The organism is Streptomyces roseolus (genome assembly GCF_014649855.1).
In the GTDB taxonomy this organism is placed as follows: Bacteria; Actinomycetota; Actinomycetes; order Streptomycetales; family Streptomycetaceae; genus Streptomyces; species Streptomyces roseolus.
Genome location: NZ_BMTV01000017.1, coordinates 145,921 through 163,094, shown reverse-complemented (window position 1 = coordinate 163,094; position 17,174 = coordinate 145,921). Strand labels below are relative to the sequence as shown.

Annotated in this window: 14 protein-coding genes; 7 read left to right on the top strand and 7 right to left on the bottom strand. The window is 72.5% G+C overall.

Features of this window, described 5'->3' with window-relative positions:
* Positions 1–11: 11 nt before the first annotated feature.
* Positions 12–710: a hypothetical protein gene (locus IE245_RS21320; RefSeq protein WP_189949953.1), complete on the top strand. Its 699-nt coding sequence runs from the start codon at positions 12–14 to the stop codon at positions 708–710.
* A 71-nt stretch (positions 711–781) separates the two neighbouring features.
* Complete coding sequence (locus IE245_RS21315; RefSeq protein ID WP_189949952.1) at positions 782–1,231, top strand: hypothetical protein; 450 nt, start codon at positions 782–784, stop codon at positions 1,229–1,231.
* Between the two features lie 106 nt (positions 1,232–1,337).
* Here IE245_RS21315 and IE245_RS21310 read toward each other — a convergent pair whose 3' ends face one another.
* The 7 genes from IE245_RS21310 to eccB form a co-directional block, all read right to left on the bottom strand.
* Positions 1,338–1,634, bottom strand: a complete 297-nt coding sequence (locus IE245_RS21310) for a WXG100 family type VII secretion target (RefSeq protein WP_189949951.1) — start codon at positions 1,632–1,634, stop codon at positions 1,338–1,340.
* 62 nt (positions 1,635–1,696) lie between these two features.
* The gene (locus IE245_RS21305; RefSeq protein ID WP_043230526.1) at positions 1,697–2,059 is read right to left on the bottom strand and encodes a WXG100 family type VII secretion target; all 363 of its coding nucleotides are present in this window, start codon (positions 2,057–2,059) and stop codon (positions 1,697–1,699) included.
* An 89-nt stretch (positions 2,060–2,148) separates the two neighbouring features.
* A complete protein-coding gene (locus IE245_RS21300; RefSeq protein WP_229851423.1) occupies positions 2,149–3,444 on the bottom strand; it encodes a S8 family serine peptidase in 1,296 nt (431 codons plus the stop codon).
* Between the two features lie 37 nt (positions 3,445–3,481).
* Positions 3,482–5,293, bottom strand: a complete 1,812-nt coding sequence (locus IE245_RS21295) for a WXG100 family type VII secretion target (protein ID WP_189949947.1) — start codon at positions 5,291–5,293, stop codon at positions 3,482–3,484.
* Positions 5,294–5,299: 6 nt separating this feature from the next.
* Positions 5,300–5,746 carry a DUF2563 family protein gene (locus IE245_RS21290; RefSeq protein WP_189949945.1) on the bottom strand — a complete coding sequence of 149 codons (447 nt, stop codon included), beginning with the start codon at positions 5,744–5,746 and terminating at the stop codon, positions 5,300–5,302.
* 215 nt (positions 5,747–5,961) lie between these two features.
* Positions 5,962–7,248 (bottom strand): type VII secretion-associated serine protease mycosin, encoded by a 1,287-nt coding sequence (mycP, locus tag IE245_RS21285; RefSeq protein ID WP_189949942.1) that lies wholly within the window; start codon positions 7,246–7,248, stop codon positions 5,962–5,964.
* Positions 7,245–8,768: a type VII secretion protein EccB gene (eccB, locus tag IE245_RS21280; RefSeq protein WP_189949920.1), complete on the bottom strand. Its 1,524-nt coding sequence runs from the start codon at positions 8,766–8,768 to the stop codon at positions 7,245–7,247. Before eccB ends, mycP begins: the two co-directional genes overlap by 4 nt.
* Positions 8,769–8,949: 181 nt before the next feature.
* Here eccB and eccE point away from each other — a divergent pair, with 181 nt between their 5' ends.
* The 5 genes from eccE (at position 8,950) to IE245_RS21255 (ending at position 17,173) form a co-directional block, all read left to right on the top strand.
* Positions 8,950–10,302 (top strand): type VII secretion protein EccE, encoded by a 1,353-nt coding sequence (eccE, locus tag IE245_RS21275; protein ID WP_189949918.1) that lies wholly within the window; start codon positions 8,950–8,952, stop codon positions 10,300–10,302.
* A complete protein-coding gene (locus IE245_RS21270; protein ID WP_189949916.1) occupies positions 10,299–11,018 on the top strand; it encodes a hypothetical protein in 720 nt (239 codons plus the stop codon). Before eccE ends, IE245_RS21270 begins: the two co-directional genes overlap by 4 nt.
* 166 nt (positions 11,019–11,184) lie before the next feature.
* On the top strand, positions 11,185–11,418 hold the full coding sequence (locus IE245_RS21265) for a DUF397 domain-containing protein (RefSeq protein WP_189949914.1): 234 nt from the start codon (positions 11,185–11,187) through the stop codon (positions 11,416–11,418).
* A 425-nt stretch (positions 11,419–11,843) separates the two neighbouring features.
* Positions 11,844–15,089, top strand: coding sequence for an SCO5717 family growth-regulating ATPase (locus tag IE245_RS21260; protein ID WP_189949912.1), 3,246 nt, complete (start codon positions 11,844–11,846; stop codon positions 15,087–15,089).
* 200 nt (positions 15,090–15,289) lie between these two features.
* Positions 15,290–17,173: an ABC transporter substrate-binding protein gene (locus IE245_RS21255; RefSeq protein WP_189949986.1), complete on the top strand. Its 1,884-nt coding sequence runs from the start codon at positions 15,290–15,292 to the stop codon at positions 17,171–17,173.
* Position 17,174 lies beyond the last annotated feature (1 nt).

Below are 17,174 nucleotides of genomic sequence, written 5' to 3'. Positions count from 1 at the left end.
AATCGGACACCATGCAGAACACACTGAAGAAGCGTCTGCGTGTCGCGGGAATCACCTGCGTGATCGCTGTCTGCGCCGTCCTCGGATACGTGGAGATCTTCACCAAGGGAATCGATCGACTTCCCGAGAAGCCGTGCGCGGGTGCCGTCGACCGGGACCTCGCCGCCCGCGCACTGCCTTCCGCCCGGAAGGCCGAGGAACGCGGGAAGCTCACGACGTCGTCGGCCCTCGACACCTTCACGTTCTGGTGTTACGTGCGCACGGACGATTCCCTCATCTCGGGCGAGGCGAAATCCGGCATCGCCACACTCGAAGGATGGCGGGAATTCAAGTCCCACAAGCGAGACGAACGGATCTATGTCTCGTCGGACGGAATACACGCCCTCACGCTGCGGGACAGACCGGACACTGCCTGGGTCTACGTGCAGTGCACGCCGCCGCGACATGTCGGCGACCGCGACAAGGGGCACTCGCTCATCTCGGAGGCCAGGACCCTCGGGGAGACCCGAGCCCAGGGCAACGAACTGCGCCAGATCGTGGTCGACTTCGCCTACCGGCTGGCCCGGCACGCGTACGAGGTCGGTGAGTGCCAGGAGCCCCGGGAGTTCCCCGACGAGCTGCCGCGCATCGGATCGAAAGAGCTCGGAACCGCGTCAGGACTTCATGCCGAGGGCGGAAAAGGCACGGACCTGTCGGGGCCGACGCGGTGACGACTCCGTATCCACTCGTGCCCCGACCTCACCCGTCCGGCCACGACAAGTCCGACTCCCAGGGGGACCCCATGACGCAAAGCGACCGCGAGCCGGTCTTCGTACGAAGGGGGCGCTGGGTCTACAACACACGCAGCCTCGTGGCCCGGGTGCTGATGTTCGCGACCGCCGTCGGCCTGGTCGGCCTCTACCTCTACGCCTCCGACAACGGCCAGTGGAGCGAGCCGGAGCTGCACGACGCCGTTCACGAGGCCGCGCGTGATCTGGAGGCGCAGCCGCGGAAGGCCCACTTCGGTTACGAGAGCCTGATCAGGGACGCCCTTACGGCGACGGAGGAGGGCCCCGGAGCCGACCTCGTCGTCAAGCCCGCCGGCGAAGGCGCCCCGGACAGCTTCGAGATCGGCGCGGCCTTCATGTCCGAGACCTACTGCATGCGCCTCTCTCCCCCTGAGCCGCCGCGCGCCGGGGGCAGGACCGAAACCGTCTCTCTGACCGTGAGGGTCACGCAGGGCCCCTGCTGAGGCCACCTCGGGGTCAGGAAGCGCAGGATGCGCGACAGGGTGGGCGCCTCCCGTGCACGCCCACCCTGTGTTGCCGTCGTACGGCCGCGGTTTACACGCCTGCGGTCTAGAAGAAGCCCGCGGCGCGCTTGTCGCCGGCCTGGTAGGCCGGGGCGGCCTGGCGGACGGCCTTGGAGATGCCCTGCAGGGCCTGGTGGATCGCGCGCGTCTCCTGGTCCCACTTGGCGTGGGCGCCGTCGGCGGCGGTCTTCGCCTCGCCCTCCCAGGTGTTGGAGACCGAGCGGATCTTCGCCTGGATGGCCTCCAGGGCCTCGTCCAGGCGCTTCGCCTGCGCGTCGATCTGGTTCGCCGCGTCGTCGAGCGAGGCGTACGTGACGAGCATGATGCCGTCGTTGCCGGCCATGTTCCCTCCGTTTTTGGGTGGTGTCGTTCAGGTGGGGTTGGTGCGTGGCTCCGACCCGGAGGTCAGAGGCCGGCGATGCCCGAACGGGCGGCCTTCTCGGCGCCCGCGTCACCGGAGAAGCCCGCGGTCACGTCGACGCCGCGCAGGGCCGCCTCGACCTCGTCGTCCGTGTTGCTGGACGTCGTCCGGGTGACCTGGATGGCCTCCTGGAAGTTCAGCATCAGCTTGGCGATGCGCACCATGCCCTGGTTGATCTCGGTCTGCTTGGCGTCGAACGCGCCGGCGCCGATGCCCTTCCAGCGGCCTTCGAGGCTGTCGATGACGCCCTGGAGGGCCGTCAGCTGGCCCTTCACGTCATCGAACTTGCGGGTGAGCTCGTCCTGGAAATCCTTGAGACTCTGATCGCCAACCTTCAAGACTGACATGTGTCGCTCTCCCTTTCTCGGGTTCTCTGTTGAGGCTGCGCCCGCAGACTCGCGCGGACGCAGGGAGGTTTGTGTGGGTGCTGCTGCCGTCAGGCGACCGTGCGTCGGCGGCGCGCGATGACGATGCCCGCGGCCGCCACGACGACCACGACCGCTGCGGCGATGCCGATGACGAGGCCGGTGCTGCTGCCGCCGTCCGCGTCCTCGGCCGCGCTCCCGTTGGAGCCTGCCACAGGTGCGTCCGACGTCTGCTTGCCGTCGGGAGCTTGTGTCGAAGCTGTTGCGGAGGGGGCGGTCGTCGACGTGCCGGAGGAGGCGGAAGCCGATGCGGACGCGGATGCGGAGGCCGACGGGGTCGCCACGGTGGACTTGTTGGTGAGGGGGCTGATGTTCGGTTCGCCCGGGTTGCCCTCACCCCGCGAGACGTGGGCGTTGGGCCGGACGATGCCGTAGCCGAGGTAGTCGCTGACCGTACCCGGCTCCCAGTCCTTGCCCCGCGCCGCGGAGTCGAGCATGACGCGGAGGACCTGGTTGCCGGTCCAGTCGGGGTGCATGGACCAGATGAGGGCGGCGGAGGCGGAGGCGATGGCGGTGGAGTTGCTGGTGCCGTCGCCGAGGCAGTACTTGGTCAAGCTCTTGTCGCAGTATCCGGGGATGCTGGTTCCCGGTGCTGCGAGGTCGATGGTTTCGCCGTGCTGCGAGTACTCGGCCACCGAGCCGTCCCGGTCAGACGCCGAGACGGCGATGACTTCGGGATAACTTGCGGGGTACTGCTTTTTGTTGCCCTCAGTGGCATTGTTGCCGGCGCCCGCGAAGACCAGCTTGCCCTTGCTCTGAGCGTACTTGACCGCTTCTCGGCCGCCTTCGTTGTAGTAGTCGGAGGCGAACGAGATGTTGATGATCTGCGCGTCGCTATCGGCAGCAGCCCTGATCGATTCCTCCATGTCGAAGGCGTTGACAGCCTGCTCGTTCTGCCGCTCGGTGTCACTCACGCGGTACGGAATGATCTTGGCGTCCGGTGCCAGTCCTCTGAGTCCGCCGCCCTCACCCGAGCCGACGATCAGCTCGGCCATGGTCGTACCGTGGCCGCTGTAGTCGTCTGTCTCGTCGCCTTTGGACTCGGACGCGTCCCAGCCCTTCAGCACCTTGCCCTTGAGCGAGGGAGTGTCCGGGTCGACACCGGAGTCGATCACGGCGACCGTGATGCCCTTTCCGGTCGACTTCTTCCAGATTTCCTCGGCCTTCATGGCGTCCAGGTACCACTGCTGCGACCGTGCGTCGGCAGCGACTGCCGTCGGGGCGAGCCCGACGAGCGACGTCGTCAGCACCGCGATCGCCGTGGTGCCGAGGAGCGCCCGCCGGAGCCTGCCGCCGCTCTCGATCATTCGTGCCGTCATCCTGACTTCCGAGCCTTCCGAGTGGTTAGTCGATCACCGGCGGTACGGCGCCGCGCCGACGGTTCGTCCAGGTCTCTTCGCCTTCCGTCAGGTAGTCGGGGCGCGAAGAGCCGTCGCGGTCCTGTTCGTCGCGGTCCGGACGCTGGCTGCCGCGGCCGGCCATGCCGCGGGGCGTCCCGACCACTCCGTTGGAGCTGGGGGTGCCTCGACCGGCGGGGCGGGGCGCCGCCTTGGCGTTGTTGGCGCCGACGACGCCGGCCTGGCTGGGGCGTGCCGCAGCCGTACGGCCCGCGGCCGGGCCCTCGCTGCCGACGACCGTGCCCCTCGGGATCCGCGAACCGGTGTTCCCGCCGGTGGGGCGCTGCGGGGTGCCGCCCATGATGGGGTTCGCCTTGCCGCCGGCCGTACGGCCCGTGGCGGGCTGCCCGGGACGTCCGGTCTGCGGCGTGGCGCGGCCCGCCGGCGTGGACTGCGAGGTGGCCTGCGGTCCGCCCGCGCGCCCCATGGGGCCGTTGGCACGGCCCGTTGCCGGGGAGTTCGTCGGGGTGCCCGGACGGCCTGCCATGGGAGAGCTCGTGGGATTGCCCGGACGGCCCACCACCGGAGAGTTCGTGGGGCCGCTGGAGCGGCCGAAGGCCTGCGGGCCGATCGGTCCCTTCGGTCCACCGGCGCGGCCGACGGTCGGTGCCGTCGTCGGGCCGACCGGGCGGCCGAAGCCGGTCCGGCCGGTGGTCGTACGCGGCACACCCGGGTTCCCGGTGATCTTGGGTCCAGTGGCGCGCGGCGGGGTGCCGAGCGTGAGCGGCGGAGGCATCCCGGGGCCGGTCGGGGGCGCGGTGTTCGTGGGCGCGGTCGGGGTGGGAGGCGTGTTCGGAAGGGTAGGAGCCGGCGGCGTCTTGACCGTGTCGATCTGGACCCTCGTGTCGTCCGAAGGCTTCTCGCGGATCGGGTCGGAGCCGTCGAGCTGGCCGCCGGTGCGGGGCATCGTCGGGGTGGTCCGGTCCTCTACGGCGCTGATGTGGCCGGTGGTCTCCCTCGACAGGCCGTCGCGAGAGGAGCCGGTAGCCGAGCCTCCCGAAGAATCGATCCGTACCCTCCCAGTCGGCGGCGGCACCGGTGCCCGATAAGCCTCCGGCGGCTTAGGCATCTCCTGGGCCGCCAGCGTGCTCTGCGACACCGCGTAGAAGGACGCCAGGCGGTTCATCTGGTTGATGGCCTCCTGGCGGTCCTTCTCCACCGCCACGGCCTTCTCGTACTCCTCCTTCTTCTCGGTCTTCTCAAGCTCCGAGAATTCAGAGGGCTTGCGCTGGTCGGCGCGGGTGTCGCGCGGCGGGGCCGCGTTGCGGACCGAGGTCAGGCCGTCGTTGGCGACCTTCATCTGGGAGCCGACGGCGTTGGCCACCTTGCCGATGGCCCAGGCGTAGTTCGCGACCTCGGAGCCGTACCGCTGGAACTCGACGGCGGCGTCGCCCTCCCAGTCGACGCTGCCGACGAACTTGGTCAGGGCCTTCGCGGCCGCGTTGAGCTCCTTCGTCGCCGTCTGGAGGGCGTCGCCGGCGGTGGACAGCTGGGACGGGTCGGCGCTGTCGAGGAGATCGAGCATGGCGTTGAGCTTGTGGCCCTCGAAGGAGGTCTCACCGTAGACGCTGCCCTTGGGCCTGAGGCGGAAGTCGCCTCCGAAGGGGAAGGGCAGGCGGATGTCGTCCAGCTTCTCCAGGAAGTCCGTGGTCTCGTGCTTGGCCTCGATCTGGGCCGTGTCCTTCGCCTGCTGCTGCTCCTGCGGCGTCAGGTTCGACGGCGGGGCCGTGTTCGTGTTCGGAGACTTCTCTTCACTCATCGTTCGTCACCCGATGCCTTCCGTCGCGGTGTCGGCCTGGCCGCGGCGCGCGGCCGGCTGCGCCGGGTCCTTCGTACGGGCCTGCTCCTCGCGCTCGATGGCTTCGGCGCGCTCCTGGCTCAGTCGGGCCTGGATGTCGTGGAACTGGCGCCGCTGGTCCTCTTCGACGTTGTCGTAGCCGACGTCGGCGGCATGGACGCCGATCCGGAGCAGTTCGATCTGGCCGCCGAGGTTCTTCGACAGGGAGACGAGGGACGCGTGGACGCGCTCGTACTCCGTGAAGAAGCCGTCCGCCTCCGCGAAGGGGATGCCGGTGCCGAACGCCTGGCGCGTCACACGGTTCTGGTTCAGCTGCGCGGAGCCGCCGGCGCCCTTCTCCAGGTTCTCGATGACGTGATCGACGTCGCGCTGGAACTTCACCAGCGCCTCGACACCGCGCTTGAGGTTACTCACGGTCACCACCCCCGTCACCCGTCACGTGAAACACGAGCCAATCCTCCCCGTTTGCTCCTGCTGTCCTGCATTGCGATCGTGGAGACTCGCCATCCCCGTTCGCGCGCTTACCACTCTAGTGATTGCGGCTGACAGCCCCAAGTCTCTTGTTCGTCACGAGACTTCTACAACCGTGCTGCTCACCGGACGCTATCAGGCGTGTGCGTCTGCAATGATCACCGGCCCGGCGCCGCGGTGCCGCGTCTGCGGCGGTGGTCCCGGACGGCCACCGCGGAGCCGGCGATGACCGCGACCAGGACGCCTCCGCTGACGACGACGTAGGTGGCCAGGCGGGTGGCGCGCTGTTCCGGGGTCTCGCCGAGGTGGACGGCGGCGGGGGTGGGGGCCTCGGCGCGGGTGACGCCTTCGCGGGCGACGGGCTTCTCGATGGGCTTGTCGTCCTCGGTGAGGGCCCGGACCGGGTCGACGACGCCCCAGCCGACCAGGCGGTCGTGGCCGGCGACGGAGCGTTCGGCGGTCTGCTGGATCTGGGCGACGATCTGTTCCTGGGTCCAGTCGTCGTGCTCGGACTTGATCAGGGCGGCGAGGCCGGCGACGTAGGGGGCGGAGAAGCTGGTGCCGTTGTCGGCGCAGTGGCCGCCGAGGGGGACCGTGGAGACCATGTCGACGCCGGGGGCGGCCACGCCGACGAAGTCGCCGGACTGGGAGAACGCGGCGCGTTCGTTGTTGCGGTCGGAGGCGGCGACGGCCAGGACGCCCTCGTACGAGGCGGGGTAGGTGCGCTTGACGTTGCCGCCGAGGCCGTCGTTGCCGGCCGAGGCGACGACGACGATCTCCGCGTCCAGGGCGGCCTTGACGGCCTGTTCCAGGAGCGGGGTGGGCTTGACCGCGTCCGCCGTGTCCTGGGAGATGTTGATCACGTCCGCCTTCTTGGCGATGGCGTGGCGGATCGCGGCGGCCAGGGTCGTCGTGGTGCCGTTGCCCTCGGCGTCGTTCTGCTGGATGGGGATGATGGTGGCGTCGGGGGCCAGGCCGACGAAGCCGGTGCCCTTGGCGGGGCGGGCGGCGATGATGCCGGCGACCTTGGTGCCGTGGCCGACGGTGTCGGTGGTGCCGTTCTCCTTGCCGCGCTTCAGTTTGTAGCCGTTGGCGTCCTTGGCGTCCTTCGGGATCAGGTTGATCCCGCTCTTGGCGTCGACGGCCTTGGCGAGCTGGGGGTTGCGGACGTCGACGCCGGTGTCGATGACGGCGACGCGGACGTTCTTGCCGGTGGACTGCGCCCAGAGTTCGTCGAGTTGGACGCGCTGGAGGGACCAGGGGCGTCCCTCGTACTTCTTGTTGGGGTAGGTGCACTGGCCGCCGCCGTCGGCCGCCGCCGGGGAGGCGGGGACGAGCGGCAGGCCGAGGGCGCAGAGCGCCGTCGCCGCGGCGAGGAGCGGAAGGCGGGCGAGCGGGAGGCGGGCGGGCGGGAGGCGCCGGGGGCGGCGCGGTGGCGTGCTCATGAGCCCTGCGGCTGGCGTGCGCCGCCGGTCGAGAGGCGGGGGCCGGTGGGGAGGAAGGCGGACCACTCGGCGGGGACGGGCACCGGCTCGATGTTCTTGTAGCCGAGGCGGTTCTGGGCCTGCTGGGCCTCGGCCTGGCGGGCCTGCTTCTCCTCCTCGGAGCCGGAGGAGCCGATGCCGGAGTCGTCGGCGACGGTGTCGCCGTTGGACTGCATCGCGTAGCGCAGGCCGGTGTCGGTCACGAGGAAGAGGAAGCCGGTCGTGGTGGTGGAGCCGGTGAACTGGCGGAAGAGCTGGCCGGAGCCGGGGGTGACGTAGGCGCTGCTGGAGCCGGTCGGCAGGGTGGCGGGGAAGTCCTTGCCGGCCCAGGTGCTCAGGGTGGTGCGGCCGTTGTCGGCGTCGACCCCGCGGAGCACGTTGCAGACGGTGTTGCGGTTGCCGTCGCCGGTGCCCGCCTCGTTGACGGGGACGGGTTCGGCCTTCGGCCACCTCTTGTCCATGCCGAAGGCGTCGCCCGGCAGGAAGGCGCCGCCGCTGACCTTGGTGGCCTGGCCGGCCTGGCCGAGCTCGACGAGCTGGCGGCTGTTGAGCAGGAGCTTGGCGGTGAAGTCGGTGAGGGGCGCGACCCGGTCCTGGAGGACGACGTACTTCTTCCAGCTGGTGCCGTCGGTGGCGGAGAGCACCGTGCCGACCTTGGCGAGCTCGGGCTCGAGACCGTCGACGCGGGCGGTGGCGCCGGGCTCGCCGGGGACCTTCGGGAAGGAGATGGCGTCGCCCTTGTGCAGGGTCTTCAGCCAGGCGTCCGAGACGCGCTGGGCGACGCGGCCGTGGCCGACGAGCTGGCGGAGCAGCAGTTCGTCCTTCTCGACGGGGTACGCGGTCCCCTTGGCGTCGACGACGTAGCGGGTGCGGTCCGGGCCCTCGACGTAGAGCAGCTCGCCGCCGGTGAGGCGTTCCTTGCCGTCGGTCCTGCCCTCCTCGCGGGCGGCGAGGACGAAGGCGGCCTTCTGGATGGCGCGGCCGCCCTCGCCGGGGCGTTCGCAGACGGCCCAGCGCTTGGCGGCGCCGGCCTCCTTCGGGTCGGGGAGGCGGTCGGGGGCGTACGGGATGCCGAGGGTGGCGCCGTGCGGGATCTTGCCGCTGTCGAGCACCGACTCGGCGACCGTGATGATCTTCTCCTTGTCGGGGTCGAGGAGGAGCCTCGCCGACGACATGTTGAGGACCGGGTGGAGCTGGAGCTTGTCGCCGGTCTTGAGGACCACGTACCGGGTCGTCGACTTGTCGGCGATGATCACGTTCTGGCCGGGTTTGTCCCAGTCCTTGGGGGCGACGGGCTTGAACATGCCCCAGGCCCCGAAGACGGCGAGGACGACCACGCCGACGATGGCGCCCGGCACCACCGCGCGCAGCGGGCGCGGCGCGCCCTCCTCGGAGCCCGTCGAGTTCGGCTGCACGAACTGCGCGACCAATCTCCGCTTCGCGAAGGTGTAGGCGTTCAGTTCGTCGCGTCGTGATGCCATCTGTTGAGTCGTCCCTCTCCCCGCCGGCCGACCGGTCTGCCACGCTCGGCGGGTCCTTCCGCCGTCCCGCCGCCCCCTACTATGCCTGGCGGCACCCGTGTCTCACCGCTCAGGTAGGGTGATCGCCCGGTCAACGCCCAAGGGAATTCGGCTATTACGGACACGAGGGGGCAACGCGGCGATGGGTACGGCGACGCGTGCGCGCGACGGGCGGCGGACCAGCGGCCGAGCGCCTCAATCTTCCCGACGGCAACGCAGCAACGAAAGCGGTGAGGCCCCGGCGCGGCCGGCCGCGCAGACCGCCGTCCCGGCGACGACGACGCTCCGTCCGCTGTCGCGCACGAGCCGGGTCGGCCCCGTCCACCTCCGTCAGCTCGTGCTGGTCGAGGCGGCGCTCGCGCTGGTGGCCGTCGGTTTCGTGATGGGCGGGCTCTGGCTGGTCCCGACGTGTGTCGTGGCCGGCGTCCTCGTGCTCCTGGCGGTGATACGGCGCCGCGGGCAGGCCGTGCAGGACTGGATGGGGACGGCGCTCGCGCTGCGGGCGCGCCGGCGCGACACCGCGCCCTCGGCGGCCGACGCGGACCCGGCCCTCGCCCCGGTCACCGAGAGCGTGCGGGGCTTCGGCGCCCGGCCGTACGTCGACCGCAACCACCGCACCGTCGGCATGCTGGGCGACGGCACGTTCCTGACCGCCGTGCTGCGCGTCGAGGCGAGCGGTTCGGCGCTGCGGCCGGTCTTCGGTGCCCGCGCCTTCCCGCTGACCCTCCTCGGCGACGCCCTGGAGGTCGACGACATCGTGGTCGAGTCGGTCCAGCTGGTGCAGCAGGTCCGCCCGGCCCCGGCGCCGCACCTCCCCCAGCAGGCCGTGGCCCGCCTCTCGTACACCCCCCTCCAGGAGCGGACCGGGGCGCCCGCGCTGCGGCTGACCTGGGTGGCGGTGAAGCTGGACCCCGAGCGCTGCAAGGAGGCGGTCGCGGCGCGCGGCGGCGGCCTGGAGGGCGCGCAGCGCTGCCTGGTGCGGATCGCCGACCACCTGGCGAGCCGGATCACCGGCGCCGGTTTCCAGGCGGTCGTGCTGGACCAGGAGGAGGTCAACTCGACGATCGCGACCGCCGCCTGTACGAGTCCCCACGCGGCCGCGCGGGCGGGCCGGGCGGACGCGGCGCCGCAGCGGCGGACGGCCGAGACCTCCCGGGTGTGGCGGTGCGACGACCGCTGGCACACCACGTACGCGGTCGGGCGCTGGCCCGAGCTGGGCCGGGGCGCGGCGCCGCTGCCGCGGCTCGTCTCGCTGCTGACCTCGGTCCCCGCCTACGCCACGACCTTCAGCCTCACCGTCCGGCGCGGGGCGCGCCAGGGCACGATGGAGGTCGGCGGCCACGTCCGGGTGACGGGCGGCTCCGACAACGAACTGGTCCGGGTGCGCCGGACCCTGGAGCAGGCGGCGCGCACCGCGAAGGTCGGCCTGCTGCGACTGGACCGCGAGCAGCTTCCGGGCGTGCTGGCGACGATGCCTCTCGGGGGTGCTCGATGACGGTCCGCGGCGGAGCGGTGAAGGGGCTGCGCGGTCTGATCGGCCCGCGGCACGCGGGGCACACCGTGCCGACGGCCGAACTCGGCGCGCTCTCCCTGCCGGTGGGCGACGACGGCGTGGTGATCGGCGAGGACTCCGAGGGCCGCGCGCAGCTGGTGGGCTTCCACCGCTCGACGCCGTACGACGTCCTGCTCATCGGTGGTCTGTGGACGGCGCAGGTGCTGGCGCTGCGCGCCGCCGCCACCGGCTCCCGGGTCGTCGTGGAGACCGGCCGCCCGCACGCGTGGGTGGGTCTGGCGCAGGCGGCGGGCGCGGGCCTGGAGTGCATCACCCTCCATGACGTGGGCCGGGTCCCGCCGCTGGGCGCGACCGTCGGCAGCCCGGCGGTCGTGGTGCGGGACTGCGGCATGCGGCCGCCGCGCGGCCGGGTCGTCTCCTCGCCGTGGCAGTCGGTGCTGACGCTCCTTCCGTACCTCAGCCCGGTCGCCCCGCGGCTGATGCGCGCGGCCACGCTCGTCGGCATCCAGCGCGTCTCGCCGCAGGAGGCCGAGCAGACCGGGCGCATCCTGGGCCTGACGCGGACCGAGGTCGAGGCGCTGCCGACGCTGGCGGACGGCGTGACGCTGTGGTGCGCGGGCGGCGAGCGGCACTGGGTGATCACCAACGCCACGGACGCGGAGTCGGGACTGCTCGGCACGGCCCGCCGCATGGACTGAGAAGAGCGGGCCGGCGCAGGGGCGGAGGAGAGCCGCAGTTCGCCGAAGCACCCCCGCGCGGAAGCCGGTTTCCCTAGTATTTCCCCTGGTGGCACGGGCGGGTCCCAACCGCCCCGCGCCACGGGACACAGGGGCCGCCGACAGGCCGTGAACGAAAGGAACTCCCATGGGGAGCGCGCAGGAGAAGGACGAGTTGTACGCCCTCGACATCTCGGACGTCGAGTGGATCGGCGCCCCCGGCACGAGCCCGGACGAGGAGCGCGTCGAAATCGCCCACCTGCCGAACGGCGCCGTCGCCATGCGCTCCTCGCTGGACCACGGCACCGTGCTGCGGTACACGGAGGCGGAGTGGACGGCCTTCGTCCTCGGCGCGCGGGACGGCGAGTTCGACCTGAAGTGAGTCCGCGGCCCCGCCCTCCGGTGGCGGGGACCGTGTCGAGCCGGCGGTCGGGTGCCCGGAGACGGGTGCGCGGCCGCCGGTTCGTCGCATCACCCGTTCGGGCAAGGGACAGGGGTCGGCACAGGGCCGGCAAGACGGTACGCAATACCCCTCGTTGCCCCCTCTCGTACGGTTTCGCCCCCGGTCCTCCCTCACGCTCCGCCGCACCGGCGTCACCCTGGCCGTGCTCCCGGGCGGAGCCGCGGCCCGAAGGGGGAGGACGGGCCTGCCGCCCTGACGGCGGGGGCGTTTAGGGTGGGTGGGGGCGCGGCGGAGTATCCCTCGGAACGGTCGCCGGGTCCGAGGGGGAGAGCCGCCCGACCGGCAGCGAACGGTGGCCCCGACGCACGACGGCACAAGGGTGCTCGACCACACCAGGAGGCAAAGTGAACGGCGATCGTGACGAGATCCGCGGGGGCTGGAACGTGCCCGCCGACGAGTCCGACGCGGATCCCGCCGAGATGACGGGTGAGTTCACCATCGACTACACCCCGCCGGCCTGGTACACGCAGAACGCGCCGGGCGGTTCGGGAAGCGTCGGTGCCACTCCCCCGCCGCCGACGGGCGCGCCGCTCCCGGCGCCCGGGACGCCCCCGGCCGGCCTCCAGCCCGGCTGGACACAGCCCCCGCAGCAGACCCCGCCGCCGGGCCCCTACGGCGCGTACGGCTCCGGGACCGCCGCCCCGGGCACGCCGCCCGGCCACCCGGCGGCCCCGGCGCCCGGACCGCACGGAGGGTACGGACCGGAGGCCGGCGCCCCGGGCGCACCGGCCGCGTACCCCCCGGCCCCCGCGCCGGGCCAGATCCCGGGTCAGGCGCCCGCGCCGGGACCGTACGAGGGGTACGGCTCCGAGGCCGCCGCTCCGGGCACGCCGCCCGCGTACCCGGCGTCCGCTCCCGGGCAGGTCCCCGCGCCCGCGCAGCCGGCCCCGGCGGCGCCCTTCGGCGGCGGCGATCTGGAGAGCGGCTCCACCATGCGCTTCAACCCGGCCGCGCTGCGGCAGGACGCCGCCGCCCAGCCGGCACCCGAGGCGGCGGCGGACGCGGCGGCCGGCCAGGCCGGTCCCCCGCCGGGCTCCCCCGAGGCCGCGGGCCTGGCCCGCGCGGACGTCCCGGCGGCGCCGGCCGCGGACGGGTCCGCCCCCGCCGCCGAGCAGGAGGACCCGCGCGCTCCGGAGGCTCCCGCCGCGGAGACCGAGGCAGAGGCGGAGACGACCGGGCCGGAGGCCGAGGCGGACACCGGGACGGAGGCCGCGGCCGACGCCACCGGCGACTCCGACTCCGGCTCCGGCTCCGGCTCCGGCTCCGGCTCCGATGCGGCGCTCTCCGACGCCCACGGCACGGCCGAAGCCGACGCGGAGTCCGACGAGCCCGCCGCCGACGCGGCGGACGGCTCGGAGACCGCGCCCTCCGAGGCCGGTCCCTCCGACGCCCCCGCCGCCGCGCCGCTGCCCGCCGAGGACGCACCGGCCGGGACCGCCGCCCCGGTCGTCCCGGCCGACGCGGGCGGTGCGCTGCCGCCGCTGCCGCCGGACTTCCCGCCCGCCTCCCCCGAAGCGCCGCAGGCGCCGCCGGCCCAGCCGGCCCCGCAGGCATCCGCGCCCGCGCCCGCGCAGCAGTGGCCCGGGCAGCCGGCGGCCGACGCGCCCGGAGCCGTACCGCCGCAGGGCGGGTACGGGTACCCCCCGGGCGCCGCCCTCCCTCCGCAGGCGCAGCCCCAGGCCCAGCCGCACCCCCAGGCACCGGCCCCCGCCCCCGGCGCGCCCGCCGGGTACGGCTATCCGCAGCCGCCGGCCGCCGCGCAGGGCGGTTACGGATACCCCCACCCCGGCCTGCAGCCCCAGCCCCAGCCGGCCGCCCCGGCGCCCGCCGGGCAGGGGTTCCCGCCGCAGGCACCCGTCCCCGGCGGATACGGCTACCCCCAGGGTCCCGGCGCGCCCGGTGAGCAGGGGCCTCAGGGGCCCGAGGGGTACGGCTACCCGCCGGGCGGCGTCGACCCGCGGACCGGGGCGGCCTGGCCGCAGTCGGTCACGCACGACCAGCGCGAGCGGTCCGTGCCGGGCGCCCCGCTCGGGTACACCGCGGCCGTCGAGCTCTCCTCCGACCGCCTGCTGCGCAACAACAAGCAGAAGCCGAAGTCGAGCCGGAATCCCGGCGCGGCCTCCCGCTTCAAGCTGGGCGGCAAGAAGGAGGAGCAGGAGCGGCAGCGGAAGCTGGACCTGATCCGCACGCCCGTCCTCTCCTGCTACCGGATCGCGGTCATCTCGCTCAAGGGCGGTGTCGGCAAGACCACGACGACGACCGCGCTCGGCGCGACCCTGGCCACCGAGCGGCAGGACAAGATCCTGGCGATCGACGCCAACCCGGACGCGGGCACGCTCGGCCGCCGGGTGCGGCGCGAGACCGGGGCGACCATCCGCGACCTGGTGCAGGCGATCCCGTACCTCAACTCGTACATGGACATCCGCCGGTTCACCTCGCAGGCGCCGTCCGGCCTGGAGATCATCGCCAACGACGTGGACCCGGCCGTCTCGACGACCTTCAACGACGAGGACTACCGGCGGGCGATCGACGTCCTCGGCAAGCAGTACCCGGTGATCCTCACCGACTCCGGCACGGGTCTGCTCTACAGCGCCATGCGCGGGGTGCTCGACCTCGCCGACCAGCTGATCATCATCTCCACGCCGTCGGTGGACGGCGCCTCCAGCGCCTCGACGACGCTGGACTGGCTGTCGGCGCACGGCTACGCGGACCTGGTGCAGCGCTCGATCACGGTCATCTCGGGGGTCCGCGAGACCGGAAAGATGATCAAGGTCGAGGACATCGTGCAGCACTTCCGCACCCGTTGCCGCGGGGTGATCGTGGTGCCCTTCGACGAGCACCTGGCGGCCGGCGCCGAGGTGGACCTCGACATGATGCGGCCCAAGACCCGGGAGGCGTACTTCGACCTCTCGGCGATGGTGGCCGAGGACTTCGCCCGGGCGCAGCAGGCACAGGGCCTGTGGACCGGCGACGCCCAGGGCGGCATGCCGCCGCACATGGCGCCGCCGATGCCGGGGCAGTACGCCCCCGGCCAGCCGATGCCCGGCCAGCCCTCGCCCGGTCAGCCGTACGGCGCTCCGCCCGCCCCGGGCCAGCCGTACCCCGCCCAGCCGATGCCCGGGCAGCCGATGCCGGCCCAGGCGATGCCGGGGCAGCCGGCGGCCGCGCCCGGACAGCCGGGTCAGCCGGGTCAGCCGGGTCAGCCCGGTCCGGGGCAGCCGTACGGCGCTCCGCCCGCGCCCGGACAGCCCTACGCCGCCCAGCCGATGCCGGGGCAGTACGCCCCCGGTCAGCCGTACCCGCCGCAGGGCCAGCCGCAGCCGTACCCCCAGCCGGGCATGCCCGGTCAGCCCGGAATGCCGGGTCAGGCCGGTCAGCCCGGAATGCCGGGTCAGGCCGGGCATCCCGGGCAGCCGTACGGGCAGCAGCCCTACCCGCCGGCGGCGGCTTCCGGCCGGCCGGGGCAGCCCGGGCAGCCTCCGCAGCCGTACGGACAGCAGCCCGATCCGGGGCAGCCGTTCGGTCAGCCGCTGCCTCCGCAGGCCCCGCCGCAGGCGCCCCCGCAGGCGCCGCCAGCCCCTCAGCAGTAGCGCGTCACAGGAGTAGACCAATGAGGCTCCGTACCGGTTCACCGGTACGGAGCCTCCTTGCATTCCCGCAGCACACACGGGGTTTGAGTCATCGTTGACGACGGCAGACCACCGCTGATACATCTTCGCTTCACTTGACGTCAGCCCAAGATCCACGACTCCACGACAGATCCCCCGACGCGAGGTCACGTCCCATGGTCATGGTCACGAAGGTTCCCTCCCGCCCACTCCCCCGCCGACCGGACCGGCCCCGCCGGACCGCACGCCTCCTGCTCGCCGCCGCCCTCGCCACCGCCTCGCTCGCGGCGCTCCCCGCCACCGCGACCGCCGCTCCGGCCGCCGCTCCGGCCGCCGCCGGGGACGAGAAGTCCGGCGGCACGACGCTCACGGTGGCCGTCTCGCAGAGCATCGACTCGCTCAGCCCGTTCCTGGCCCAGAAGCTCACCTCGACCAGCATCCACCGGCTGGCCTACGAGTACCTCACCAACTACGACGCCAAGGACGCGAGGACCGTCCCGGGCTTCGCCACCGAGTGGTCCGCCTCGGCGGACAAGCTGACGTGGACGTACAGGATCCGCGAGGACTCCACCTGGTCCGACGGGAAGCCGGCCACCGCCGAGGACGCGGCCTGGACCTTCAACAAGATGATGACCGACCCGAACGCGGCCACCGCCAACGGCAGCTTCACGGCGAACTTCGCCGAGGTCACCGCCCCCGATCCGCGCACCCTCGTCATCCGGCTGAAGAAGCCGCAGGCGACGATGACCGCCCTCGACGTGCCGATCGTGCCGAAGCACGTGTGGGAGAAGGTCGGCGACTTCTCGAAGTTCAACAACGACCAGCAGTTCCCGATCGTCGGCAACGGCCCCTTCGTCATCACCGACTACAAGGTCGACCAGTACATCAAGCTGAAGCCGAACAAGACGTTCTGGCGCGGCTCCCCCAAGTTCGACGAGCTGGTCTTCAAGTACTACAAGGACGGGGACGCGGCCGTCGCCGCCCTCCAGAAGGGCGAGGTGTCCTTCGTGCCGAACCTGACGCCCGCCCAGGCCGCGGCGCTGAAGACGCAGAAGGACATCAAGGTCAACGACGCCCCCGGGCGCCGCTTCTACGCGCTCGCCACCAACCCGGGCGCCCGCGCGAAGGACGGGAAGACCTTCGGCAACGGCCACCCGGCCCTCCTCGACCCGGCCGTGCGCAAGGCGCTCTTCCTCTCCGTCGACCGCGCCGCCCTCGTCGACAAGGTCTTCCAGGGACACGCCGTGGAGGGCGAGGGGTACATCCCGCCGCGCTTCGGCTCGTACTTCTGGAAGCCCGGCCCCGAGCAGAAGCGGGCGTACGACCCCGCCGCCGCCGCGAAGGCCCTCGACGACGCCGGGTACCGGAAGAACGGCGAGGGGAAGCGGCTCGGCAAGGACGGCAGGCCGCTGAACTTCCGGATCCTCTGCCACGCCACCGACCCGAACGACAAGGCGGTCGGCAAGTACCTCCAGGAGTGGTGGGGCGCGCTGGGCATCGGCCTGACCGTCGAATGCCTGGACAGCGTCTCCGACCCCTGGGTCAAGGGCGACTACGACCTGGCCTTCGACGGCTGGTCGGTCAACCCCGACCCGGACTACGTCCTCTCCATCCACACCTGCGGCACCCTCCCGGCCACCCCGAAGGACACCGGCGCCACCGACAACTTCATCTGCGACAAGGAGTTCGACGCGCTCTACGCGCAGCAGGCAGTGGAGTACGACACCGCCAAGCGGGCGGACCTGGTCAAGCGGATGCAGTCCCGGCTGTACGACACGGGGTACATGAACGTCATGGCCTACCCCAACGCCCTGGAGGCGTACCGCACCGACCAGATCGCGTCCATCACCACCATGCCCGAGGCGGCCGGGAACCTGTGGGGGCAGGACGGCTACTGGAGCTGGTGGTCGGCCGTGCCCGCCGGCTCCGCCTCCGGTTCCGGGGACGGCTCCGGCTCGTCCTCGACCGGGGTCTGGATCGGGGTCGGCGCGGCCGTGGTCGTCGTCGCCGGCGGACTGCTCCTCCTCCGGACGCGCCGGCGCGCCACCGCCGACGACCGCGAGTAGC

Coding starts and splice junctions, on each gene's coding strand:
- IE245_RS21270 (WP_189949916.1), top strand. CDS start 10,299: ATGACGGTCCGCGGCGGAGCGGTGAAGGGGCTGCGCGGTCTGATCGGC.
- IE245_RS21320 (WP_189949953.1), top strand. CDS start 12: ATGCAGAACACACTGAAGAAGCGTCTGCGTGTCGCGGGAATCACCTGC.
- IE245_RS21300 (WP_229851423.1), bottom strand. CDS start 3,444: ATGATCGAGAGCGGCGGCAGGCTCCGGCGGGCGCTCCTCGGCACCACG.
- eccE (WP_189949918.1), top strand. CDS start 8,950: ATGGGTACGGCGACGCGTGCGCGCGACGGGCGGCGGACCAGCGGCCGA.
- mycP (WP_189949942.1), bottom strand. CDS start 7,248: ATGAGCACGCCACCGCGCCGCCCCCGGCGCCTCCCGCCCGCCCGCCTC.
- IE245_RS21295 (WP_189949947.1), bottom strand. CDS start 5,293: ATGAGTGAAGAGAAGTCTCCGAACACGAACACGGCCCCGCCGTCGAAC.
- IE245_RS21255 (WP_189949986.1), top strand. CDS start 15,290: ATGGTCACGAAGGTTCCCTCCCGCCCACTCCCCCGCCGACCGGACCGG.
- IE245_RS21315 (WP_189949952.1), top strand. CDS start 782: ATGACGCAAAGCGACCGCGAGCCGGTCTTCGTACGAAGGGGGCGCTGG.
- IE245_RS21265 (WP_189949914.1), top strand. CDS start 11,185: ATGGGGAGCGCGCAGGAGAAGGACGAGTTGTACGCCCTCGACATCTCG.
- eccB (WP_189949920.1), bottom strand. CDS start 8,768: ATGGCATCACGACGCGACGAACTGAACGCCTACACCTTCGCGAAGCGG.
- IE245_RS21310 (WP_189949951.1), bottom strand. CDS start 1,634: ATGGCCGGCAACGACGGCATCATGCTCGTCACGTACGCCTCGCTCGAC.
- IE245_RS21305 (WP_043230526.1), bottom strand. CDS start 2,059: ATGTCAGTCTTGAAGGTTGGCGATCAGAGTCTCAAGGATTTCCAGGAC.